The 22,182-nt window shown below is 66.4% G+C and carries 20 protein-coding genes; 6 read left to right on the top strand and 14 right to left on the bottom strand.

Annotated features, from left to right (window positions below; translation table 11 throughout):
- Positions 1-136 precede the first annotated feature (136 nt).
- Positions 137-928 (top strand): sulfite exporter TauE/SafE family protein, encoded by a 792-nt coding sequence (locus ACGGKE_RS06225; protein ID WP_394441029.1) that lies wholly within the window; start codon positions 137-139, stop codon positions 926-928.
- 11 nt (positions 929-939) lie between these two features.
- Here ACGGKE_RS06225 and ACGGKE_RS06230 read toward each other — a convergent pair whose 3' ends face one another.
- The 8 genes from ACGGKE_RS06230 to ACGGKE_RS06265 all read right to left on the bottom strand — a co-directional run bounded on the left by ACGGKE_RS06230 (position 940) and on the right by ACGGKE_RS06265 (position 10,658).
- Positions 940-2,049: a glycosyltransferase gene (locus ACGGKE_RS06230; protein WP_394441031.1), complete on the bottom strand. Its 1,110-nt coding sequence runs from the start codon at positions 2,047-2,049 to the stop codon at positions 940-942.
- Entirely contained in the window at positions 2,046-3,131 is a 1,086-nt protein-coding gene (locus ACGGKE_RS06235; RefSeq protein ID WP_394441034.1) for a sugar-transfer associated ATP-grasp domain-containing protein, read from the bottom strand. Before ACGGKE_RS06235 ends, ACGGKE_RS06230 begins: the two co-directional genes overlap by 4 nt.
- Positions 3,132-3,134: 3 nt before the next feature.
- Positions 3,135-3,944 (bottom strand): NTP transferase domain-containing protein, encoded by an 810-nt coding sequence (locus ACGGKE_RS06240; protein WP_394441038.1) that lies wholly within the window; start codon positions 3,942-3,944, stop codon positions 3,135-3,137.
- An 11-nt stretch (positions 3,945-3,955) separates the two neighbouring features.
- A complete protein-coding gene (locus ACGGKE_RS06245) occupies positions 3,956-4,987 on the bottom strand; it encodes a phosphoribosylglycinamide synthetase (RefSeq protein WP_394441041.1) in 1,032 nt (343 codons plus the stop codon).
- Between the two features lie 130 nt (positions 4,988-5,117).
- Entirely contained in the window at positions 5,118-6,746 is a 1,629-nt protein-coding gene (locus ACGGKE_RS06250) for an NAD(P)/FAD-dependent oxidoreductase (protein WP_394441044.1), read from the bottom strand.
- 37 nt (positions 6,747-6,783) lie between these two features.
- Positions 6,784-8,067 (bottom strand): PepSY-associated TM helix domain-containing protein, encoded by a 1,284-nt coding sequence (locus ACGGKE_RS06255; RefSeq protein ID WP_394441047.1) that lies wholly within the window; start codon positions 8,065-8,067, stop codon positions 6,784-6,786.
- On the bottom strand, positions 8,067-10,106 hold the full coding sequence (locus ACGGKE_RS06260) for a TonB-dependent receptor family protein (RefSeq protein WP_394441050.1): 2,040 nt from the start codon (positions 10,104-10,106) through the stop codon (positions 8,067-8,069). The genes ACGGKE_RS06255 and ACGGKE_RS06260 overlap by 1 nt, the downstream gene beginning before the upstream one ends.
- Before the next feature lie 141 nt (positions 10,107-10,247).
- Complete coding sequence (locus ACGGKE_RS06265; RefSeq protein ID WP_394441053.1) at positions 10,248-10,658, bottom strand: DUF2946 family protein; 411 nt, start codon at positions 10,656-10,658, stop codon at positions 10,248-10,250.
- Positions 10,659-10,780: 122 nt separating this feature from the next.
- Between ACGGKE_RS06265 and ACGGKE_RS06270 the strand changes: the two genes are divergently transcribed.
- Entirely contained in the window at positions 10,781-11,191 is a 411-nt protein-coding gene (locus ACGGKE_RS06270; RefSeq protein WP_228167416.1) for a MerR family DNA-binding transcriptional regulator, read from the top strand.
- Between the two features lie 38 nt (positions 11,192-11,229).
- Complete coding sequence (locus tag ACGGKE_RS06275) at positions 11,230-13,032, top strand: acyl-CoA dehydrogenase C-terminal domain-containing protein (protein ID WP_394441057.1); 1,803 nt, start codon at positions 11,230-11,232, stop codon at positions 13,030-13,032.
- A gap of 64 nt (positions 13,033-13,096) precedes the next feature.
- Here ACGGKE_RS06275 and ACGGKE_RS06280 read toward each other — a convergent pair whose 3' ends face one another.
- Positions 13,097-13,288: a hypothetical protein gene (locus ACGGKE_RS06280; protein WP_394441060.1), complete on the bottom strand. Its 192-nt coding sequence runs from the start codon at positions 13,286-13,288 to the stop codon at positions 13,097-13,099.
- A 159-nt stretch (positions 13,289-13,447) separates the two neighbouring features.
- Between ACGGKE_RS06280 and ACGGKE_RS06285 the strand changes: the two genes are divergently transcribed.
- Complete coding sequence (locus ACGGKE_RS06285; protein WP_394441063.1) at positions 13,448-14,740, top strand: amino acid permease; 1,293 nt, start codon at positions 13,448-13,450, stop codon at positions 14,738-14,740.
- Positions 14,741-14,834: 94 nt separating this feature from the next.
- Here the strand turns inward: ACGGKE_RS06285 and dnaJ are convergent, their stop codons facing one another.
- Positions 14,835-15,968, bottom strand: a complete 1,134-nt coding sequence (gene dnaJ, locus ACGGKE_RS06290; RefSeq protein ID WP_394441065.1) for a molecular chaperone DnaJ — start codon at positions 15,966-15,968, stop codon at positions 14,835-14,837.
- Between the two features lie 60 nt (positions 15,969-16,028).
- On the bottom strand, positions 16,029-17,927 hold the full coding sequence (dnaK, locus tag ACGGKE_RS06295; RefSeq protein WP_228167652.1) for a molecular chaperone DnaK: 1,899 nt from the start codon (positions 17,925-17,927) through the stop codon (positions 16,029-16,031).
- Between the two features lie 175 nt (positions 17,928-18,102).
- On the opposite strand from dnaK, the gene ACGGKE_RS06300 reads away from it, so the two are divergent.
- Together ACGGKE_RS06300 and ACGGKE_RS06305 are read left to right on the top strand one after the other, a co-directional pair.
- The gene (locus tag ACGGKE_RS06300) at positions 18,103-18,588 is read left to right on the top strand and encodes a copper chaperone PCu(A)C (RefSeq protein WP_394441070.1); all 486 of its coding nucleotides are present in this window, start codon (positions 18,103-18,105) and stop codon (positions 18,586-18,588) included.
- A complete protein-coding gene (locus tag ACGGKE_RS06305; protein WP_394441073.1) occupies positions 18,585-19,046 on the top strand; it encodes a vgr related protein in 462 nt (153 codons plus the stop codon). Before ACGGKE_RS06300 ends, ACGGKE_RS06305 begins: the two co-directional genes overlap by 4 nt.
- A 360-nt stretch (positions 19,047-19,406) precedes the next feature.
- On the opposite strand, the gene sdhA is transcribed toward ACGGKE_RS06305, so the two are convergent.
- The 3 genes from sdhA to sdhC are packed head-to-tail and all read right to left on the bottom strand — an operon-like array spanning position 19,407 to position 21,996.
- Positions 19,407-21,209, bottom strand: a complete 1,803-nt coding sequence (gene sdhA, locus ACGGKE_RS06310; protein ID WP_394441075.1) for a succinate dehydrogenase flavoprotein subunit — start codon at positions 21,207-21,209, stop codon at positions 19,407-19,409.
- On the bottom strand, positions 21,209-21,598 hold the full coding sequence (gene sdhD, locus ACGGKE_RS06315) for a succinate dehydrogenase, hydrophobic membrane anchor protein (RefSeq protein WP_228165801.1): 390 nt from the start codon (positions 21,596-21,598) through the stop codon (positions 21,209-21,211). Before sdhD ends, sdhA begins: the two co-directional genes overlap by 1 nt.
- Positions 21,598-21,996: a succinate dehydrogenase, cytochrome b556 subunit gene (gene sdhC, locus ACGGKE_RS06320; RefSeq protein ID WP_394441078.1), complete on the bottom strand. Its 399-nt coding sequence runs from the start codon at positions 21,994-21,996 to the stop codon at positions 21,598-21,600. The genes sdhD and sdhC overlap by 1 nt, the downstream gene beginning before the upstream one ends.
- Between the last annotated feature and the right edge of the window lie 186 nt (positions 21,997-22,182).

Raw genomic sequence — 22,182 nt, forward strand, 5'->3', positions numbered from 1 at the left:
GAGCGCTGCTGTCGTCGGAGGGCAGGACGAAAATGCATCGCCCGGTTGGCGGAAATGCAGACCGAAATCTTGCCTCCCCTTGCACAAGACATGTCGCTACAGCCTTCCAAGTAGAAGAATCTGGACAGGGATGTGAATGGATTGGCTGCACGCGATCGCCGGACTGTTCGTCGGTGTCATGGTAGGCATGACGGGCGTTGGCGGCGGATCGCTGATGGCGCCGATCCTCATCCTGCTGTTCGGTGTCGCGCCGACGACGGCGGTCGGCACCGACCTCTGGTTCGCAGCGATCACGAAGTCGGTGGGCGGCTTCGTCCATCATCATCATGGCGGAGCCGATGGTAAGCCCGACTATGAAGTGATCCGGCGTTTGTGCCTGGGCAGCCTCCCCGCCGCCGTCATCATTCTGATCCTGCTGTCGCAGATCGACGCGCAGCAGATCAAGGGCGGGCTCATCATGAACGCGCTCGGCATCGTGCTGATCCTGACCGCCTTCGCCACGCTGCTGCGCGGCCGGTTCCATCATATGGCAGTCCATGCCCGCAAGGATACGGCGCAGACGTTCCTGCGCTATCAGGCGGGGCTCACGGTGGCGGCGGGCGCGCTGCTGGGGGCGATGGTGACCTTGACCTCGGTCGGCGCAGGCGCGCTGGGCGCGACGCTGCTGCTGGCGCTCTATCCCCTACGGATGCGGCTCCAGCGGCTGATCGCCACCGATATCGTCCACGCCGTGCCGCTGACGCTGGTCGCGGGCATCGGCCATTTGTGGATCGGCAATTTCAACCTGATGCTGCTCCTCAACCTGCTGGCGGGCTCGATCCCCGGCATCATCATCGGGTCGATGCTCGCGTCCAAAGTGCCCGAACGCGTGCTGCAGCCCCTGCTCGCCGTCGTGCTGGTCATCGCGGGCTGGCGTTTGCTGGGCTGAACCGTCGGCCTTTAGGCCAGCAGGACACGCGCGAGCTGCGCCCAGGCGGCGGACACGGCCTCCATGCCGAACGCCTCTATCCGCGTTCCCGGACGCGTCTGCGTTGCGGGATCAATCTGCCTCGCCAGCGCTTGCGCCATAGCGCCCGCATCCGCCGGATCGAAAAGGACTCCACAGCGCCCTTCGTCCAGCAATTGCGCGGCGTTGCCAGCACTGCGCGACGCCACGCAGGGCACATCGACGGCCATCGCCTCCAGCAGCACATTGGCGGAGCCCTCCCACCAGGATGGCAGCACGAACGCATCGCATGCGGCCAGCCAGGGAAAGACATTGTCGACCGCTCCGGGCAGGGCAAGATCGTCGGCGAGGCCCATGTCCGCCGCTTGCGCCATCAGCCGCGCGCGCGCGTCGTCCCGGCTTTCCCCCAGGATCAGCAGGCGTGCGGGCTGCTCCCGCCGCAGCAGAGCGAAGGCGCGCAGCAAGGTGCCGAAATTCTTCTGCGGCGCCAGCCGGCCAATGGCCAGGATGACGGGCGTCCCGCTCCTGAGCCAAGGGTGAGGCACCTCCGTCCCCACCCGCGCCCGCGCCGCAGCCGCGTCGATGCCATTGGCGATGACGCTCAGGCGGCCCTTGCGGCGCGCCGCTGCGAAGGCCGGCGTAAGCTCAAGCGTCGGCGACACGAGCACCAGATGCGCGGCATCGGCAGCCACCAGCCGCGCCATCGCGATCCGGCCCCAACGCTTCACCCCTCCGGCGGGCGCGCCGGCAATGGTGCGCATGATATCATTGCTGACCCGGTAGACACGCTGCAGATCGCTGATGCCCCGACTTCCCGCCCAGGCGGTGCCATGGCCATGATTGCCCGCGGAAATCAGCAGGCGCGGGCGCTGTTCGTGCAAATGCCGGTTGAGCGCCAGCGCCGCATCGGCCTTTTCGCGCAGGCGGGAGCGCCCCACACGCGCCAGCAAGGCATGATGCACGACCCCCGGCACGCCCTCGCCGCCGGGCAGCGCCGTCACCAGCTGCACCGCATAGCCCTGCGCGGCTAGGTCGGCCGCGATCAACCGGGCGTTGCGCACGACGCCGGTTGCGACCAGCGCATGAACATAGATGCAGATCAACGGCCGCGCCGATCCCATTCCACCACCTGCGCACCGCGCCAGCGCTCGGCCGGCAGCCGCTCCAGATGATGGCGATAGAGCGCGCCCAGCCGCGTATCCGACACGCCCTGGCCATTCACCAGCTGCAATATGTCAGTGCCGGGATTCCAATTCCCTTCGATCAGCATCGGTCCGTCGCGGGTCAGGCCGACATCCCAGCCGATCACCGTGAAGCCCGCGAACGCCTTGTGCGCGCGCAGCGCCAGCGCGATCGCCTCCGGCAGGTCGGGAACGCTGGTCCCGACAATCCGCTCGCCCGTGGCGGGGTGCCGCTCATGCGCGGCCGGCCGTATCGCGCCGCCGCGCCAGGCGGCCATGCAGGTCCCCTGCGTATCGATGCCCAGCACCAGATTGCCGGCATTGAAATTGTCGACCGGCCGCGCGCCACTCGCCGACAGGCGCAGCGCCAGGTCGCAGGCTTCAGGGGCTCCGCTCTCGTCCAGGCAAGTGACGACGCGCAGCGTCGGCAATGCGCCGGGCGACAAGGCTTCCAGCGCGGCATGAGTCGGCAGCCGTCGCTGAATGACGCCGCCTTCGCGCCACAGCTCCGCCAGCCGCGCGCGCAGGGCGCCGTCGCTGATCGGCCCTGCCGCGCCGCGCCATGTCGCGCCTTCGCGCTGGTAACGTTCCACCCCCTGCCCCTTGGACCGGAAACTGGGCTTGGCGATGATGTCCGTTTCGCGTCCCAGCCATTCCGCCAGATCCTGCACCCCAGGGTCGCAGCATGGCGCGATCGGCAAGTCCGCCTGCGCCGCGACCGTGGCGAATAATTGCTTGTTCTTCAGCGAATTGGCGATGAAGGGGAAAGCGGCGGGGTTGAGCAGTCGGTGCAGCCCCTTGCGGTCGCGCATCGACAAGCCCGATCGCCGCACCGCGTCGGGCAGCAACATCCGCTCTGCCGGGCTCCACCCGCCGCGACCCATGCGGGCCAACCCCAGTGACAAGGCGCGCTCGGGCGCGGCCCAATGCGCGCGCAGCCCGCCATGATAGGCGGCCACCAGGCTATTCTCGTCCCGGGGCGGGACCGCGCGGATCGTGAGCAAGATTTACTCCGCAGCCTGCATCATCGGCGCGCGCCGTTCCAGCAACTGCGTGGCGACGCCGTGCGAGCGTTCATTGTCCACGTCGATCGCCACCGCGCCGTCGGACAGGATGACCGGCGCTATGGTCATACGGAAACGGCGCGAAAAGCGTGCGAAGGTCGCTGCCAAGGTCCCGATGCCGAACCGAAAACGGATCAGGTTCAGAAGGCCGAACGCGCCGATGATGCGCATCGGATGCTTGACGAACTGACCACCGCTGCGGAACGTCTCGGCCGCGGCCAGCGCCTGCCGGTCGTTCAGCCAATAGGTGTTGCAATTGGAATAGCTGTCCTCGGCGAAGCGATAGAATTTACGCTGCCCCTCGGGGTGCGCGGCCAGCACGAAGTCGCGGCGCGTGAAGGCGATGGCGGCGGCTGCGCCCTGCGCCTTGCAGCCTTCCAGCATCTCGGCGACCGAATCCGGCGTCAGCAGCACATTGTCGGCGGTGGTGATGAGCAGCGGAAAGGCCGCGCCGTCGGCCGCCGCCAGCACCGAATCCACCAGATTGGGCTGCGCCGCGATCGGCGCCAGCCGGCCAGTCGCGATCAGCCCGCGCAGCTGCGGCAGTTGCTCCAGCACCGCCGGCTCCTCGATCGCCACCCGGATCTGCCCGATCCTGTCGCTGGCCGCGAGCGCGTCGATGACATGCACCAGCATCGGCTGACCGACCACGGGCACCAGACATTTGTGGGTGACGCCCGCGCCCTGCGCCAGCGGATCGGTCGCTCCGTCGCGCTTGCCCGCCAGCACCAGCGCCGTCGTCCGGCCTGCCATGCCCATCGACATCAGGCCGCGACCTGCAACGGCGCCTCGGTCAGCAGCCCCTGTCGCTCCAGGCTGTGACCGATGATGGTTTCGACCAGCATCTGGTGATCGACGCCGATCGCCCGGGCAGAGCGCGAGATGGTCTTCTTCGACCAGAGATTGCAGGACAGGTTCACTTCCATGAACTGCGCCGCGCCGCTCACCGGGTCGTAGCGGAATTCGAACCGGCCATAGTCGAACGGCCATAATTCGGGCAGCAGCCGGCGAGTCATGTCCTCCAGCTGCGTCAGCAGGGCGCGATCCTCGACCAGCACCAGCGGATCGTCGCCCGCGTCGATCAGCCCGCGCTTTTCTTCATGGCTGCGGGCGCGATGGGGATCGGCCGGCACATACATCATCGGCGGCAGGATCCAGGGCTGGCCGCCGCTGCCGCCCACCACCGGCACGGCAACGTCGAGCAGCGGAGCCCAGGCTTCGACCAGCACGTCATGACCCTGCCCATGCAGACAGTCGATCTGCGCCTGCGCTTCGGCCCAGCTGTCGACCATCGCCAGGCCCCAGGAGGCGGAGGACGCGTTGGGCTTCACCACCAGCCGCTCGGCGCGGAAGGCCGGTTCGGCCACCAGCCCGCCGCGACGGAAGATCTGCGCCGGCATCGTTGGCACGCCATGCGCGCTGGCGATCAGCTTGCTGAGATATTTGTCGTCGGACACGCCGCGCAGGATCGGGCTCGCGCCCATGAAGGGCATGTCGCGCCAGCTCAGCAACAGCGGCGCCATCATTTCGCTATTCTGGAATCCGCCGCGATTGAGCAGGGTCACGACAAAGTCGACATCCGGCCGCTCGAACAGCGCTTCATAGCTGTTGGCGACCCGGATATTGAGCCCGATCTCCTCCAGCGTGGTGCGCATCTCGTGGTGATAGACGGCATGGTTGCCGTCCACCGCATCGGGCGCGCCGGATGCCTGCGCATGTTTGGCCAGGAACAGAAGGCGCAGCCGCGCCTTGTCGGCGGGGGAAATGCGCACGCAGCGATCGATATGGGTCACCATGCCGGATGGATAGCCCGACTGCATGACGCGCCCTTGACGCGGCCGTGACGACGGCGCGACCGTTGCGCGACAAGGGCATGACCCTTTTATGCCGCAACGATGTCAGGACGGCGCCGCCGCCCTGCATCCATTACGCCGGCGCGTCGGCCATGGCCAGGGCGGCGGCTTCCGCCACCTTGATGCCGTCGATCGCGGCCGACAATATGCCGCCGGCATAGCCAGCCCCTTCGCCGGCCGGATAGAGTCCTGCGACATTCAGGCTCTGGAAATCCTTGCCGCGCGTGATCCGCACCGGGGACGATGTGCGGGTTTCCACCCCCGTCATCACCGCATCGGGATGATCGTAATTGGCGATCTGCCGGCCAAACACCGGCAGCGCCTCGCGAAAGGCGTCGAGCACGAAGGGCGGCAGACATTGCGCCAGGTCCGTCGGAGTCACGCCGGGCTTGTAGGATGGCTCGACCGATCCCAGCGAGGTGGAAGGACGCCCGGCGAGGAAATCGCCCACCGTCTGCCCCGGCGCCCAATAGCTGGAGCCGCCCGCCACATAGGCCAGGCTTTCCCAATGGCGCTGGAAATCGATGCCGGCAAGCGGCCCGCCCGGATAGTCGCGTTCCGGATCGATGCCCACGACCAGACCGGAATTGGCGTTGAACTCGGCCCGGCTATACTGGCTCATCCCGTTGGTGACGACGCGCCCCTCCTCGGATGTCGCGGCCACCACGCGCCCGCCCGGGCACATGCAGAAACTGTAGACGGTCCGCCCATCGCCGCAATGATGCGCCAGGCTGTAGGCCGCCGCGCCCAGGTCCGGGTGGCCAGCGCAATTCCCGTAGCGCGCGCGATCGATCCAGCTTTGCGGATGCTCGATGCGCACGCCGATGGAAAAGGGCTTGGCCTCCATATGCACACCCTGCCGGTGCAGCATCTCGAATGTCGGGCGAGCGCTGTGCCCGATCGCCAGCACGACATGATCCGCCTCGATCACGCTGCCGTCCTGCAGGACGACGCCGCGCAGTCGCTGCGCTCCGTCGCTCGCGGGCTCCAGCACCAGGTCGTCGACCCGCGTCTGCCATCGATATTCGCCGCCCAGCGCCTCGATCTGCCGACGCATCGATTCGACCATGGAAACCAGGCGGAATGTGCCGATATGGGGGTGCGCTTCCCACAATATGTCGTCCGGCGCACCGGCGGCGACGAATTCCTCCAGAACCTTGCGGCCCAGGAAGCGCGGATCCTTCACTCTGCAATAGAGCTTGCCGTCGGAAAAGGTGCCGGCCCCGCCCTCGCCAAACTGGACATTGCTGTCGGGGTTGAGTTCGGCGCGCCGCCACAGTCCCCAGGTATCCTTGGTCCGCTCACGCACCGGCTTGCCGCGGTCGAGAATGATCGGGCGAAATCCCATCTGGGCAAGGATCAGCCCTGCGAACAGGCCGCACGGCCCCGCGCCGATCACCACCGGCCGTTTGCCGCGCCAGCCGTCGGGCACATGCGCCACGAAGCGATAGCCGGTATCGGGCGTCGGCCGCACGTCATGATCGCTCGCAAAGCGCGCCAGCACCGCATCTTCGTCGGCGACATCGACGTCCAGCGTGTAGACGAGCTGGATGGCATTGCGGCGGCGCGCGTCATTGCCCCGCCGCACCAGACTATGTCCGCGCAGTTCGTGCGGCTCCAGTTCCAGGCGCTGGCAGATGGCGGCGGGCATCGCCTCGGCCGCATGGTCGAGGGGCAGTTTCAGGCCGGACAGTCGGATCATGGGCGCAGCCCATAGTCCCTCCCCGGCCGAAAGAAAACTAGGCGCGACGCAGCCGCCCCGCGATCCACTCGCCCGCCAGCGCCGCCAGCATCGACAGGCCAGTGAGCGGGAAAAGCGCGCCCAGCGCGATCATCAGCCCTGCGACCGTCCGGCGCGCACCTGGGCTGGCCGGGGGCGGCGCGGACAAGCGGCCGTCCCGCCGCCTTTTCCACCACAGGACCGGGGCGGTGACGCACAAGAGCAGCAGGCACAGGCATCCTGCCAGCATCAACAACCGATTGGCCTCGCCATATTGCTGGCCCTGATGCGTGGCGATCCCCCATTCCACGACCTGCGCGCCGCGGCCGAACTGCCGCCAATTCATGTCCTGCACCACCGCGCCGCTCGACGCGTCGATGGTGATGGCGCGCGCATCATCGGCGCGGATCGTCATGGCCGTCACCAGATAGGGCGCACCGGGCTCAGCCGGCAGGAACAGCTGATAGCCTGCACGCAATCCTCGTCGCGCCGCGATCTCGGCCACCGCATCGACGCCGATGTCCCGCGCCGCATGCCCGACAGGCGCATCTCTTTCCCGCAATGTCCAGGGAAGCGCTTCCTTCGCCGCATGCGCCCAGGGATTGACCTTCATCGGCGGACGGCCGGCCCCGTTGGCGGCGATCACGGCGCGCAGCCCGCCGCCCCAGACATCGGTCCAGGGCATGCCGGTGATCGCCAGGAACAGGATCAGCGTCGCCGACGCGAAGCCCAGCGTGCCATGCAGGTCGCGCCAGAATAGCCGCCCCCTGACGCTGCCCCGCACCGCCAGCGCCGGCCGGCCGCTTCGGGGCCAGCGCAGATACAGGCCGGTGACGCACAGGATGATCGCCCATCCCGCCACCACTTCGACCAACCGATTGCCGACCGGGCCGGCGATGGTCAGGCTGTGCAGCGTCTTGACCGTCTGCATCACGCCGCCGTCGCGCATCGCGCCCAGCACGCGCCCGTCGCGCGGATCGACGAAATGGGTGATGGTGCCGCCGCCCTCCGTGCCCGTGATCACGCGCCAGCTTTCCGCGTCGCTCGCCGGGCGCAGCAACTGCGTCGCCTTGGCGCCCGCTTCTTTCTCCGCCGCTGCCACGATCCACGATGGCGGCAGCATTGGCCCCTGCGCCGATGGCAACCGCACCGGATAGGCCAGCGCCTCCAGCTCGGGCTTGTAGAGATAAAGCGCGCCGGTCACGGCCATCAGCGCCAGCACCGGCAGCACGATCAGCCCGGCATAGAAATGCCATCGCCACATGGCGCGATAGAATGCGCCCTGCTCGCTCGCCGCACCCATCAGAAGCGCGCCCGCATGCCGGCATAGATCGCGCGGCGCTCCACGGGATAGAAAGCGACGCTGCCTTCGTCAGCCGCCGTGGCCGGATCGTCGGCGTTATAGCGCACCAGCGCGCTGATGTCGCCGATCGCTCGCTCCTTGGTCAGGTTGCGCGCGTCCAGGAACAGCGTCACGCCATCGCGCAGCTGCGCCTGCGCGGACAGGTTCAGCATCGCATAGCCCCCGACCCGCTTGGTGTTGGCATAGTCGACCCAGGCGCCCTGCGGCAGCCATTCGACCGCTGGCGACACCGACAGCCGCTCGGTCCCCAGCGTCAGAGACGCACGATAGAAATGGCGCGGGATCACCGGCAGCCGATTGTCGCCGAACTGAATGTCGTTGCGGAAACGAAAGTCGCTATATTGATAGGTCTGCCGCAACCGCGCCCATGGCGCGAAGTTGAGGTCCAGCCCCGCCTCTATCCCCTGATGCCGGGTGCGGTCGGCGTTGAACGTCGCCGCAGGGATGGTGCCGGCAACGACGCTATATTGCAGCATCTCGCCTTCGATGTCGGCGCGATAGACACTGATGTCCCAGGCGGCGATCCCCACCCGGCCCCGCGTCCCGATTTCGGCCGTCCACGCCTTCTGCAGGCCGACCGGGGTGAAGCCCGGCGCGCCGCCCGCCGGCGCCTGGCTCAGTTCGCCCAGTCCCGGCATTTCCACCGAGCGGCTGTAATTGGCGTAGAATTGCAGCGCCTCGCCCGGCTCGTACAGCAGGCCGATCTTGGGCGCGAAACTGTCGAACTCCGCGCGGCCGCTGCGCGCGGGGGCCATGCGGTTGTCGATTGCGCGCTCGCCATGGCTGTAGACGCCGCCCGCCACCAGCCACAGGTCCGTCACCGGCGCGATCCGCGCCTCGCCATAGCTGTTGATGGTCTGCGCCTTCTGCACCGCATGCGCGGTTGTCGCGCCGGCCTGGCCGCCGACATTGACGAACTGCCGCGCGATGGTCCGGCCAAAGCGGGCCTGGCTGCCCAGCGTCAGCGCGACCGCCATGCCTCCCAGTTCGCCGCTCATGTCCAGGCTTGCGAAAACGCCCCGATCTTCCGACTTCTGGTCGATCACCTGATAAATTGGGTGGAACAGTTGCTTGGCGTTGAAAAAGACGCCGAACGCGACCGTCGCACCATCCAACGCCACGGTGGTGCGATTCTGCAACCGGATCGAATCAATGTCGCGCGCCTGGTCGCCGGTAAAGTTGCCCTTGCCCGGATGAGCGATCGCGTCCGCCTCGCTCAGCGCGCCGGCCAGATGCTGGCGGATCGTCTGCGCGCTGGCGTAGAAGCGCGTCTCCACCCGCTCGCTCAGCTTCAGGCCGACATTGCCGTTGAAGCGCAACGCCTTGCGATCGCCATGCGCGCGATCGCTGTCGGATCGATCGGCTGTGATGGCGGCATAGGCGTCGCCATGGTCATCGGCATAGCCATAGGCCATCTTGCCCCGCAACGTGTCGAAGCTGCCGCCGTCGATGCGCAGCTCGGCTCCCGGCGCGCTTCGCCCGGTCGGTGTCACCGCGTTGATCGCGCCGCCCAGCGTCGAACCGCCCAGCCGCAGCGCGTTGCCGCCGCGATAGACCTCCAGATGCTGGAAGACCTGCGGGTCCAGCTCCTGGAAATCGCCATTGTCGTCGGCCGCGTTGATCGGGATGCCATCCTGCAACAGCGTCAACCCGCGCATATGATAGCCGCGCGACAAGCCCGACCCCCGAATCGACAGGCGCACTTCCTGCCCGAAACGCGGCTGGGTGTAGACGCCGGGCGAAAAGCCGAGCGCATCGCGCAGCGACACGGCGAGCTTGTCTTCATAGGCATCGGCGGCAACGACATCGACTCCGCCTGGCGTACGCTGGACCCGCGCCGCAGCCGCCTCGACGACCGGGTTGGCGGTAACGATGATCGCGCTCTGCTCGGCATCGTCTTCGGCCAAAGCGGGGCGGACGGACAGGATAAGGATGAGGGCGCACAGCGGCAGGCTGCGTGCGGCTTGGATGGGACGCATGGTGTTTCAACTTTCGGGATACCGCCCGCGCGCCTCTTCAAGGCGACGAACGTCTGATCTGACCTAATCCGTTCGGCCTGTGCCCAGCGCCGCGCGCATACGCGGAACGCCTGGCTCAGGCCGAACGGAAGTGAAGCATGTTCAGACGGTCGCAGGCGGTCCGGATGATGGCGGCGGCGGCGCCGCCAGGCGCGCGATGATCCCGGTCTTGAGCGCGAAGGCGATCGCACCGAAGGCCAATTGCCAGGCCGGCAGCGGCGAGTCGGCGAGCACCAGTGGCGGCACGGCGGGCTGGACCGACGCAGCGAAGGGGCAATGCTGTTGCCCGCCCATGCCGTCGTCGGGCCGGTGGCCGTCACGCATGGGCGCCTGATCCTGGTCGACCATGACATTGACCGCGCCCTGTCCGGTGCACAGCGTCACGATGACGCCCCTGTCTGTGCGCACCGGCATGAAGCCGGACGGCGCGATGATCTGGATCGCCAGGACGAGCAGCGCCAGCGCCGCCAGCAGGCCGCGCGCGCCTTCGCTTCGTCTGATCGCCCCTGTCATGCACCTGGCGGTAGCGGCTTGGCCGGGGCTTGTCACTGGGGCAAAAGGACCATGGATGCGGCGAACGGCGGAAGCCGTCGCATCACCTTGACGTAAACGTAAAGCGGGATTACATCATATCCATGGACAAGCGCAGCAGCATCGCCGGCATCGAATTGCCCGATCACAGCGAACGGCAAAGCTACAGCATCACCGACCTGTCGGAAGAATTCGGCGTGACCGCGCGCGCGCTGCGCTTTTACGAGGATGAAGGGCTGATCTCGCCCGAGCGCCAGGGCCTGACGCGCATCTATTCGCGGCGCGACCGCGCGCGGCTGGCCTGGATCCTGCGCGGCAAGCGCGTCGGCTTCAGCCTCACCGAAATCCGCGAGATGATCGATCTCTACGACGCCGATGAGGAACATGAGGCGCAGCGGCGCGTCACGGTCGACAAGTGCAAGGCGCGGATCGACCTCCTCACCCGGCAGAAGGACGATATCGACGCCGCCATTGCCGAACTGGCCTCCTTCGTCGCCACCATCGAACAAAGATAATCCCCCTCCCCCGCATAAGAGAGTTTCAGGAGAAGATCATGCCCAGCTACGCCGCCCCCGTTCGCGACACCCGCTTCGTGCTGGATCATGTCGTCGGGCTCGACCGCTACGCCAACCTCCAGGGCTTCGAAAATGCCACGCCCGACCTGGTCGAGGCGATCCTGACCGAAGGCGGCAAGATGGCGTCGGAAGTCCTCTTCCCCTTGAACGCCGTTGGCGACAAGGAAGGCTGCGTCCGTCACCCAGACGGCAGCGTCACCACGCCGACCGGCTTCAAGGCGGCCTATGACCAATATGTCGAAAGCGGCTGGACCACGCTGCACGCGCCCGAGGTCTTTGGCGGCCAGGGCCTTCCCATGGTGCTGGCGACCGCGCTCGGTGAATATATGACCTCGGCCAATCAGGGCTTCGAAATGTATTTCGGCCTTACCACCGGCGCGATCTCCGCGCTGCTGGCCAAGGGCAGCGACGAACTGCAGCATCGCTATATTCCCAAGATGGTGTCGGGCGAATGGACCGGCACGATGAACCTGACCGAACCGCATTGCGGCACCGATCTCGGCCTCATCAAGACCAAGGCCGTGCCGCAGGCCGATGGCAGCTACGCCATCACCGGCACCAAGATCTTCATCTCGGCGGGCGAGCATGACCTTGCCGACAACATCATCCACCTGGTCCTCGCCAAGACGCCCGACGCGCCCGAAGGCAGCAAGGGCATCTCGCTGTTCGTCGTGCCCAAGATGATGGTGCAGGATGATGGGACGCTGGGTGCGCGCAATGCCGTGTCCTGCGGCTCGATCGAGCACAAGATGGGCATTCACGGCAACGCCACCTGCGTCATGAACTATGACGGCGCGACCGGCTGGATGGTCGGCGATGAAAATAAGGGGCTCGCCGCCATGTTCATCATGATGAACGCGGCGCGTCTGGGCGTGGGCCTGCAGGGTCTGGGCCAGGGCGAGATCGCTTTCCAGAACGCGGTCCATTACGCCCGCGACCGTCGCCAGGGCCGCGCGCTCACCGGCCCCAAGGAGCCGAACGAAAAGGCCGATACGCTGTTCGTCCATCCCGACGTGCGCCGCATGCTGATGGAATCGAAGGCGCTGACCGAAGGACTGCGCGCGCTCACGCTCTGGACCGCGCTTCAGGTCGACCTGTCGCACTATGCCGCGACCGAGGAGGAGCGCCAGGCGGCCGACGACCTGCTCCAGCTGCTCACCCCGGTGGTGAAGGGCTATGGCACCGACAAGGGCTTCGACGTGACGGTCGCCTGCCAGCAGGTGTTCGGCGGCCATGGCTACATTTGGGAAAATGGCGTCGAACAATATGTGCGCGACGCCCGTATCGCCCAGATTTATGAAGGCACCAACGGCATCCAGGCGATGGATCTGGTGGGCCGCAAGCTGCCCATGCATGGCGGCCGCGCGCTCCAGTCCTTCCTCAAGATGGTGAGCGACGATGTCGCCGCGGCCAAGGCGGAAGAGACGCTCGCCCCGATCGCCGATGCGCTGGAAAAGGCCAGCGGCCAGCTGGGCGCGGCGACCATGTGGCTGATGCAGAACGCCATGAAGAACCCCGATCATGCCGGGGCCGGCGCGCATCACTACATGCACATCCTCGGCATCGTCGCGACGGGCCTGATGTGGCTGCGAATGGCCAAGGCGGCGACCACGCTGCTCGCGGCCGGGGAAGGCGACGCCAAATTCCTGGAAGCCAAGCTGGTGACTGCCCGCTTCTTCGCCGAGCGCGTGATGCCCGACGCGGGCGCCCTGCGCCGCAAGATCGAAAGCGGCGCGGATTCGCTGATGGCGCTCGATCCGGACCTGTTCCTGGCTGCCTGAGCCGGCCCAGAAACCAATATTGCACGCGAAGGGCGGCCATCACGGCCGCCCTTTTGCATGAAGATCAGGCCGCGAGCGGCAGCGGCTCGTCCGCTTCGATCGGCGTCACGCCATCGGCCACCGGCGTTTCAGCCAGGTTCAGGCCGGCGATATAGCGCTCCGCGGTGACGACATCACGGCGATAGGCGAAATAAAGCGAGATAAGCGAAAACATGGGTATAACCTCGAATTGATCGGTTTTGCTGCGTTGCAGCATCGCAGCCTATCTGCGCTTCCCGCGCTGTCTTCGCAAATGCAATGACATCGAACGCGATTGCACGAAACTCATGCGCCGAACCCGCCCCTATGCAGGCCAGCGGACGGCAGCCAAGTGCCGCCTAGCATTTGCGCCAGCGGATCATTAGGCGGGACGACCATGAACGACCGTTTATCCCCTTCCCCCTCGCCCTCCTCCCGCACGCTGGGCCTTGCCGCCTGCATCGCGCTGGTCATGGGCAACATGATCGGATCGGGCGTCTTCCTGCTGCCAGCCAGCCTTGCCCCCTTCGGCTGGGACGCGGTGGCGGGATGGGTGTTCACCATCGCCGGGTCGCTGGTGCTGGCCTTCGTCATCGCGCGGCTGACCGTCGCCATGCCCGATGTCAGCGCGTCGCAGATGATCGCGCGCGCCTATGGGCCGCTCGCCGGCTTTGCGATCGGCTGGATCTACTGGATCTCGCTCATCATCACCAATGTCACCATCGCGGTGGCGGCGACCGCCAATCTCAGCAGCCTTGCGCCCGCGCTCGCCCGGCCGGGCATGGGGGCGCTCTGCTCGATCGGCTTTCTCTGGCTGATGACCGGCATCAACCTGGCGGGCGCGCGGGCGGCGGGCCTGACGCAGATCGGCACCACGGCGATCAAGCTGATCCCGATCGTCGTCGTCCTGATCCTGCTGCTGCTGATCCTGGGCAGCGGCCGGGCGGACATCGCGCCCTTCCCCGCGCAGGGCCTGACCGGCGCCGGCATCACCGCTTCGGCCGCGCTGACGCTCTGGGCACTGCTGGGTTTTGAATCGGCGAGCGTCGCGGCCGACAAGGTGCGCGATCCCGCGCGCACCATACCGCGCGCAACGCTGATCGGCACGGCGGTGACGGGGCTCATCTATCTGCTCGTCTGTTCAGGCATCGCCCTGACCCTGCCGGCGGCGGAAACGCAGACCGGTTCGCCCTTCGGCGCGTTCGTCAGCCATTATTGGTCGCCCGGACCCGCCGGGCTGGTGGCGATGTTCGTCGTGGTCAGCTGCCTGGGAGCGCTCAATGGCTGGACGCTGCTGCAGGGCGAAGTGCCGCTGGCGATGGCGCGCGGCGGCGAATTGCCGCGCTGGCTGGCGGCGACGGATGCAAAGGGCACGCCGCGCCGCGCGCTCATCCTCTCCACCATCCTCGCCAGCCTGATGCTGGTCGCCAACAGCCTGCAGGGGCTGGTGGCGCTGTTCACGGCAATGGCGCTGCTGGCGACGTCGGCGACGCTGTGGCTCTATGTCGGCTGCGCGCTGGCGAGCCTGCGCTTCCGCCTGGTGGTGCCGGCCGCGGTCATCGGCCTGGGCTATGCGCTCTGGACCTTGTGGGGCGCGGGCCTTGTCGCCAGCGGATCGAGCCTGCTGCTGATGCTCGCCGGCCTGCCCTTCTATGCCTGGGCGCGGCGGGAGCGGCACACAAAGACATGAAGGACAGCATGTTCCTGCGAAGGCAGGAACCCAGTTCAACGCCCGGAACTGGGCTCCTGCCTTCGCAGGAGCACGTCATCCCAATCGGGAAGAATCAGTCCCCCCACATTTCCTTGAGCTTGGCGAAGAAGCCGGTCGATTGCGGGCATTCCTCGCCCGTCTCGGTCTCGCGGAAGGCTTCGAGCAATTCCTTCTGCCGTGCGCTGAGGCGCGTGGGGGTTTCGACATCGACCTGGATGACGAGGTCGCCCTGTCCCCGGCCGTTCAACACCGGCATGCCTGCGCCGCGCTGGCGGATCTGCTTGCCGGACTGGATGCCGACGGGAATCTTGATCTCGTGCCGGCTGCCGTCGAGCCCCGGCACTTCGATCACGCCGCCCAGCGCCGCCGTGGTGAAGCTGACCGGCGCGCGGCAGAAGAGCGTCGTGCCGTCCCGTTCGAAGATCGGATGCCGCTTCACATGCAGGAAGATATACAGGTCGCCCGCCGGCGCGCCGCGCGCGCCCGCTTCGCCCTCGCCGGTCAGGCGGATGCGCGTGCCTTCGTCGACGCCCGCGGGAATGGTGACGGACAGCGACTTGGGCTTGTCCACTCGCCCCTCGCCGCGGCAGGCGCGGCACGGGCTTTCAATCACCTGGCCCGCGCCATGGCAGGACGGGCAGGTGCGCTCGACCACGAAAAAGCCCTGCTGCGCCCGCACCTGGCCGTGACCGCCGCAGGTGGCGCAGGTCTTGACGCCGGTGCCCGGCTGCGCGCCGGACCCATCGCAGCTGTCGCAGGCGGCCGACACCTCGATCTCGATCTGCGTCTGCTTGCCATGATAGGCTTCATCCAGGCTGATCTCCAGATCATAGCGCAGGTCGGCGCCCCGCCGCTGCTGCTGGCGTCCGCCCGCGCCGCCAAAGCCGGCCTGGCCAAAGATCGTCTCGAAAATATCGCCCAGATCGGAAAAACCGCCGGCCTGGCCACGGAACCCGCCGCCGCCTCCGCCGTTCTGCGCATTGGTATAGGCGGCATGGCCATAGCGGTCATAGGCCGCGCGCTTCTGGGGGTCTTTCAGGCACTCATAGGCTTCCGACACGGCCTTGAACTTGGCCTCGCTGTCGGTGCATCCCCCGGTGCGATCCGGGTGATATTTCATCGCAAGCTTGCGATACGCGCTTTTGATAGCCTTGCCGTCTGCCGTACGCTCGACTTCGAGCAGCGAATAATAATCCGTTTCAGTCATAGCATTCCCGGCTGTCCCCGCGGCACCATGATTGCGGTGCAGCGGGGACAGTCTAGCGGCTTACGCCTTGTTGTCGTCCACTTCGGAGAATTCGGCGTCGACGACGTCGTCATCCGCCTTGGGCGCGTCAGCCTCGGGCGATGCGGCCGCGGCCTGCTCCTTCTCGTAAATGGCCTGGCCCAGCTTCATGGCGACCGTGGCGAGCTCCTGCGCCTTGGTCTTCATGGCTTCGGCATCGCCGCTCTCGATCGCCGACTTGGTTGCAGCAATGGCGGTCTCGATCTCACCCTTCAGGCTCGCATCGACCTTGTCGCCATGCTCGGCCAGCTGCGCCTCGGTCGTGTGGACCAGGCTTTCGGCGTTGTTCTTGGCTTCGGCCGCCTCGCGACGCTTCTTGTCCTCTTCGGCGAAGCGCTCGGCGTCCTTGACCATCTGGTCGATGTCGGCGTCAGACAGGCCGCCCGACGCCTGGATGCGGATCTGCTGTTCCTTGCCGGTGCCCTTGTCCTTGGCGGACACGTTGACCAGGCCGTTGGCGTCGATGTCGAACGTCACCTCGATCTGCGGCACGCCGCGCGGCGCGGGCGGGATGCCGACCAGGTCAAACTGGCCCAGCAGCTTGTTGTCCGCCGCCATTTCGCGCTCGCCCTGGAACACGCGGATCGTCACCGCCTGCTGATTGTCGTCAGCGGTCGAATAGGTCTGCGACTTCTTGGCGGGGATGGTCGTGTTGCGGTCGATCATGCGAGTGAACACGCCGCCCAGCGTCTCGATGCCCAGGCTCAGCGGCGTGACGTCCAGCAGCAGCACGTCCTTGACGTCGCCCTGCAGCACGCCCGCCTGGATCGCCGCGCCCATGGCGACGACTTCGTCCGGGTTGACGCCGGTATGCGGTTCCTTGCCGAAGAAATCCTTCACGGCTTCGCGCACCTTGGGCATGCGGGTCATGCCGCCCACCAGCACCACTTCGCTGATCTCGCTCGCCGACACGCCGGCGTCGGCCAGCGCCTTCTTGCACGGCTCCATCGTCCGCTTGATGAGGTCAGCAACCAGACGCTCCAGATCGGCGCGCGTCACGGTCTTCACCAGATGCTTGGGACCATTCTGGTCGGCGGTGATGAAGGGCAGGTTGACTTCCGTCGTCTGCGCCGAAGACAGTTCGATCTTCGCCTTCTCGGCCGCTTCCTTCAGGCGCTGCAGCGCCAGCTTGTCCTTGGTGAGGTCGATGCCTTCGGCCTTCTGGAAGTCGGCCGCCAGATATTCCACCAGCTTGGCGTCGAAATCCTCGCCGCCCAGGAAGGTGTCGCCATTGGTCGACTTCACTTCGAACACGCCGTCGCCGATCTCCAGGATCGAAATGTCGAACGTGCCGCCGCCAAGGTCATAGACCGCGATCGTCTTGCCGTCCTGCTTGTCGAGGCCATAGGCCAGCGCCGCGGCCGTCGGCTCGTTGATGATGCGCAGCACTTCCAGGCCTGCGATCTGGCCGGCGTCCTTGGTCGCCTGACGCTGGGCGTCGTTGAAATAGGCAGGGACGGTGATGACCGCCTGCGTGACCGTCTCGCCCAGATAGGATTCGGCGGTTTCCTTCATCTTCTGCAGCGTGAAGGCGCTGATCTGCGACGGGCTGTAATCCTGGCCGCCGGCCTTGACCCAGGCGTCGCCATTGGGGCCCTTGGCGATGGAATAGGGGACGAGTTCCATGTCCTTCTTGGTCATGGGATCATCGAAGCGGCGGCCGATGAGGCGCTTCACCGCGAAGATCGTGTTGTCCGGATTGGTGACCGCCTGGCGCTTGGCCGGCTGACCGATCAGGCGTTCGCCATCCTTGGCGAAGGCGACGATCGAGGGCGTGGTCCGCGCCCCTTCCGCATTTTCGATGACCTTGGGCTTGCCGCCGTCCATCACAGCCACGCAGCTGTTGGTGGTGCCAAGGTCGATCCCGATAACTTTTGCCATTGTTTCCTCTTTTAACCCCAAATCCGAATTCAGCGGTTGAAGGCCCCATACCTCACGAAAGCGCCAAGGCAAGGCCGGTTTGCATGGGGGATATAGGCGTGCTTTTCCTTGGCACAAGGCGCTGGGGCGATTACCTATGCAACCGATCTGAAACGAGACAGACATGGAGTGACGGATGCGCGGTCGCCTTGCCCTCATCGCCCTTGCAGCGCCGCTGGCGCTGAGCGCCTGCGGCGACCCGGCGCCCACCTATATCGACCAGGCCTGGGTGCGGCTGTCGCCCAACAAGGACCGCCCGTCGGCGGGCTATTTCGTCGCGCATGGGGGCGATGCCGGCACGCAACTGCGCGGCGTGCTGACCGACTATGCGCTCAAGGTCGAGATGCACGAAACAGTGGACGAAGGCGGCGTCATGACGATGAAGCCGGTCAGCAGCGTCGACATCCCGGCCAAGGGCACGGTCGCCTTCGCGCCGGGCGGCAAGCATCTGATGCTGTGGGGCGTCAACGACACCGCCATCAGCCGCGGCAAGATGCAGCTCACCTTCCTGCTCGCCAATGGCGACCGGCTGCTGGTCGACGCGGTCATCCGCAAGCCCAAAGGCGCCGCTGCCCCCACTCCCGCCCCCGCCCCGCAGCCGGCAGATAATAGCGCCCATTGACCAGCCGCTCGCTTACGCCGGGCGAAGTGGCGCTCGCCCGCTCGCTGTTCGGCGATGCGATCGACTACGCGCGGGTGCGGGTGCACAACCGCCCCTGGTGGCCGCTCCAGCCCCGCCGCGTCACCATGGCGCCCGACGGCGACCTGTGGTTCCATCCGCAGGGCGGCCTGTTCTGCGCCGACTTTAGCGACCAGCCGCTCCACCTCCAGGGCCATTTCCTGCACGAAATGACGCATGTCTGGCAGGCGCAGCGATCGGGCAAATGGTGGCTGCCGCTGATGCGCCACCCCTTCTGCCGCTATGGCTATGCCATCATCCCCGGCAAGCCCTTCGCCCGCTACGGCATCGAACAGCAGGCGGAAATCGTGAAGCACGCCTTCTACCTGCGCCACGGCCGCGCCGTCGACGGCAAGCCGGGCCGGGCCGTCTATGAGGCGCTACTGCCGTTCGCGCGCTGAAGGGCGCGCATAGCAGAGCAACATCTGGCGGATCATCCGAGCGATCAGCCGGGATGCGGCTCCTCGTTACCGCTGTCCTATTGCGGCGAAGCATGATCTATCATGCCGGTGCTTCCGCCCCGTTCCTTCCGAACCTGTTCGGCCCGCTCCGACGCCCTGCAACGGGCCGAGGCCGGTGTCGCGTTCCTGTCGCATCCCGGTCGCGTCGTTGTCGCGTCGCGGGCGCGTTCCGGTCGCTTCGGGCCGAAAAAGGCCGACGACACTGTGAACTTCGCTGCGCCCCGTCGCGCCGTCTGCGCCAACGAAAAAGGGCGGACCCTGCGGCCCGCCCCCTTGCGCTTCCGACGCCTGGCGGCGCGATCAGTACACGCGCGCCTTGGGCTTGATATAATCCGCTTCGTCGGTCAGCGTATAGTCGTGGACCGGACGATAATCGAGGCTGACCTTGCCGCCCTGACCACCCCAGCCGTCGAACCAGCTGATCGTGTGCTTCATCCAGTTTTCGTCATCGCGATTGGGGAAATCCTCATGCGCATGCGCGCCGCGGCTTTCCTTGCGATTTTCAGCGCTCACCATGGTGCAGACCGCCGACGCCATCAGATTGTCCAGCTCCAGCGTCTCGATGAGGTCGGTGTTCCAGATCAGCGAGCGGTCGGCGACGGACACGTCCTCCATCCGCTTGTTGACCTGTTCCATCTTGGTGACGCCCTCGGCCAGCAACTCGCTGTCGCGGAACACGGCGGCATGCTTCTGCATGGTGTGCTGCATTTCGAGCCGGATTGCCGCCGTGGGCGATCCGCCCTTGGCGTTGCGATACTTGTCGAGGCGGCCCAGCGCCAGGTCGGCCGCATCCTTGGGCAGCGGCTTGTGCGGCGCGTTGGGCTTCAGCGTCTCCTTGAGGTGCAGGCCCGTGGCGCGGCCGAACACGACAAGGTCGATCAGGCTGTTGGAGCCCAGGCGGTTCGCGCCATGGACCGACACGCAGGCCGCTTCGCCGACCGCATAAAGGCCGGGCACCACGACTTCGGGATCGTCGCCGACCTTGGTGACGACCTGGCCGTGATAGTTACAGGGAATGCCGCCCATATTGTAATGGACCGTCGGCGTGACGGGCAGCGGCTGGCGCGTCAGGTCGACGCCCGCGAAGATCTTGCCGCTTTCGGTGATGCCGGGCAGCCGCTCGGCCAGCACTTTGGGATCGATATGGTCGAGGTGCAGGAAGATATGGTCCTTGTTGGGACCAACGCCGCGCCCCTCGCGCATTTCCATCGCCATGGAGCGCGATACGACGTCGCGGCTCGCCAGGTCCTTGGCCGATGGGGCATAGCGTTCCATGAAGCGCTCGCCTTCGCTGTTGGTGAGGTAGCCGCCCTCGCCGCGCGCGCCTTCGGTGATGAGCACGCCCGCGCCATAGATGCCGGTCGGGTGGAACTGCACGAACTCCAGGTCCTGCAGCGGCAGCCCCGCGCGCAGCACCATGCCGCCGCCGTCGCCGGTGCAGCTATGCGCCGACGTCGCCGAGAAATAGGCGCGGCCATAACCGCCCGTCGCCAGCACCACGGCATGGCTGCGGAAGCGGTGGATGCTGCCATCCTCCATGCAGATGGCGATGACGCCGCGGCATTCGCCATTTTCCATGATCAGGTCGATGGCGAAATATTCGATGTAGAAGTCCGCGTCATATTTCAGCGACTGCTGATACAGCGCGTGCAGCATGGCGTGACCGGTGCGGTCGGCCGCGGCGCAGGTGCGCTGCACCGGCGGGCCTTCGCCCATATTCTGCATATGGCCGCCAAAGGGACGCTGGTAGATCGTCCCATTCTCGTTGCGGCTGAACGGCACGCCGGCATGTTCCAGCTCGATGACGGCCGCGGGCGCTTCGCGCACCATATATTCGATCGCGTCCTGGTCGCCCAGCCAGTCCGACCCCTTGACGGTGTCATACATGTGCCAGGTCCAGTGGTCGGGCGAATTGTTGCCAAGGCTCGCGGCGATGCCGCCCTGCGCCGCCACGGTGTGGCTGCGGGTTGGGAACAGCTTGGTGATGCAGGCGGTCTTCAGGCCCGCTTCGGCGCTGCCCATGGTGGCGCGCAGGCCCGAACCGCCCGCGCCGACCACGACGGTGTCATAGCTGTGGTCGATGATCTTATAGGCTTCGGTCATTAGTCGGCAGCCCCCGTGAAGGCGATCTTGGCGATCGCGAAGATGCCGGCGGCCGCGCCGCCAATGGCATAGAAATTGAGCAGCAGGACGGAAAGGAAGCTCAGGCCCTTATCATGGACATAATCTTCCAGCATGACCTGCATGCCAAGGCGCAGGTGATAGAAGATGCTGACCAGCATCAGCATCATCGGCACCGCGACCAGCGGGTTGGCGATCCAGCCGACGACGCTTTCATAGTCCAGCCCCGGCAGGCTGATCAGGCTGAACAGCAGCCACAGCACCAGCAGCAGATTGCCGACGGCGGTGTAGCGCTGTGCCAGCCAGTGGTGCGCGCCATGCTTGGCCGAGCCAAGGCCGCGGACGCGGCCGATACCAGTTCCGGTGCCCATCAGAACGCCTTTCCGAAAAAGATGTAGGACCAGAACAGGATGGTCAGCAGCGCCGACAGGATGAAGGTCGCGATCGACCAGCTCTTGTTGGTCCGCAGTTCATACCCCGCCCCCATGTCGAGCACGAAGTGACGCAGGCCCGAGCAGAGATGCTGAAAGAAGAACCAGCTCAACCCGACCATCACCAGATAGCCGATCGGCGATGTCGCGCAGCGGACGAAGGTCGCATAGGCTTCGGGGCCGATCGCGGCCGCCATCAGCCACCAGACCAGGCCCAGCGCGCCGACGGTGGCCAGGCCATTGCCCGTCACGCGGTGCATGATGGAAACGGCCATGTGCGGGCCCCATTTCCAGATCGTCAAATGCGGCGAGAGCGGCCGGCTGGTGGTTCGCGCCATGTCTACCCTTGTCCCTGATGCTTGTGCTCGAGTCCCGTCCCCTTAGGAGCGAAGCGCGAAGAGGGCAAGCAGCGGAGCGGCGCGAAAGACTTGTTCGCGCGGACGCCAATCATAAGAAGTGATTAACCAAAGGCGGCTAGGATGAACCCGTTCAAAGCACATATGACCAGCAGGGGCCTGTCATCC

This window comes from Sphingobium naphthae (genome assembly GCF_043589935.1).
GTDB classification, from domain to species: Bacteria; Pseudomonadota; Alphaproteobacteria; order Sphingomonadales; family Sphingomonadaceae; genus Sphingobium; species Sphingobium naphthae_A.

Bases quoted from the DNA above. Each gene is read 5' to 3' on its own strand.
- ACGGKE_RS06225 (WP_394441029.1), top strand. From the start codon at position 137: ATGGATTGGCTGCACGCGATCGCCGGACTGTTCGTCGGTGTCATGGTA.
- ACGGKE_RS06240 (WP_394441038.1), bottom strand. From the start codon at position 3,944: ATGGCAGGCCGGACGACGGCGCTGGTGCTGGCGGGCAAGCGCGACGGA.
- ACGGKE_RS06245 (WP_394441041.1), bottom strand. From the start codon at position 4,987: ATGGTGACCCATATCGATCGCTGCGTGCGCATTTCCCCCGCCGACAAG.
- ACGGKE_RS06250 (WP_394441044.1), bottom strand. From the start codon at position 6,746: ATGATCCGACTGTCCGGCCTGAAACTGCCCCTCGACCATGCGGCCGAG.
- ACGGKE_RS06255 (WP_394441047.1), bottom strand. From the start codon at position 8,067: ATGGGTGCGGCGAGCGAGCAGGGCGCATTCTATCGCGCCATGTGGCGA.
- ACGGKE_RS06260 (WP_394441050.1), bottom strand. From the start codon at position 10,106: ATGCGTCCCATCCAAGCCGCACGCAGCCTGCCGCTGTGCGCCCTCATC.
- ACGGKE_RS06265 (WP_394441053.1), bottom strand. From the start codon at position 10,658: ATGACAGGGGCGATCAGACGAAGCGAAGGCGCGCGCGGCCTGCTGGCG.
- ACGGKE_RS06270 (WP_228167416.1), top strand. From the start codon at position 10,781: ATGGACAAGCGCAGCAGCATCGCCGGCATCGAATTGCCCGATCACAGC.
- ACGGKE_RS06275 (WP_394441057.1), top strand. From the start codon at position 11,230: ATGCCCAGCTACGCCGCCCCCGTTCGCGACACCCGCTTCGTGCTGGAT.
- ACGGKE_RS06280 (WP_394441060.1), bottom strand. From the start codon at position 13,288: ATGCTGCAACGCAGCAAAACCGATCAATTCGAGGTTATACCCATGTTT.
- ACGGKE_RS06285 (WP_394441063.1), top strand. From the start codon at position 13,448: ATGAACGACCGTTTATCCCCTTCCCCCTCGCCCTCCTCCCGCACGCTG.
- dnaJ (WP_394441065.1), bottom strand. From the start codon at position 15,968: ATGACTGAAACGGATTATTATTCGCTGCTCGAAGTCGAGCGTACGGCA.
- dnaK (WP_228167652.1), bottom strand. From the start codon at position 17,927: ATGGCAAAAGTTATCGGGATCGACCTTGGCACCACCAACAGCTGCGTG.
- ACGGKE_RS06300 (WP_394441070.1), top strand. From the start codon at position 18,103: ATGCGCGGTCGCCTTGCCCTCATCGCCCTTGCAGCGCCGCTGGCGCTG.
- sdhA (WP_394441075.1), bottom strand. From the start codon at position 21,209: ATGACCGAAGCCTATAAGATCATCGACCACAGCTATGACACCGTCGTG.
- sdhD (WP_228165801.1), bottom strand. From the start codon at position 21,598: ATGGGCACCGGAACTGGTATCGGCCGCGTCCGCGGCCTTGGCTCGGCC.
- sdhC (WP_394441078.1), bottom strand. From the start codon at position 21,996: ATGGCGCGAACCACCAGCCGGCCGCTCTCGCCGCATTTGACGATCTGG.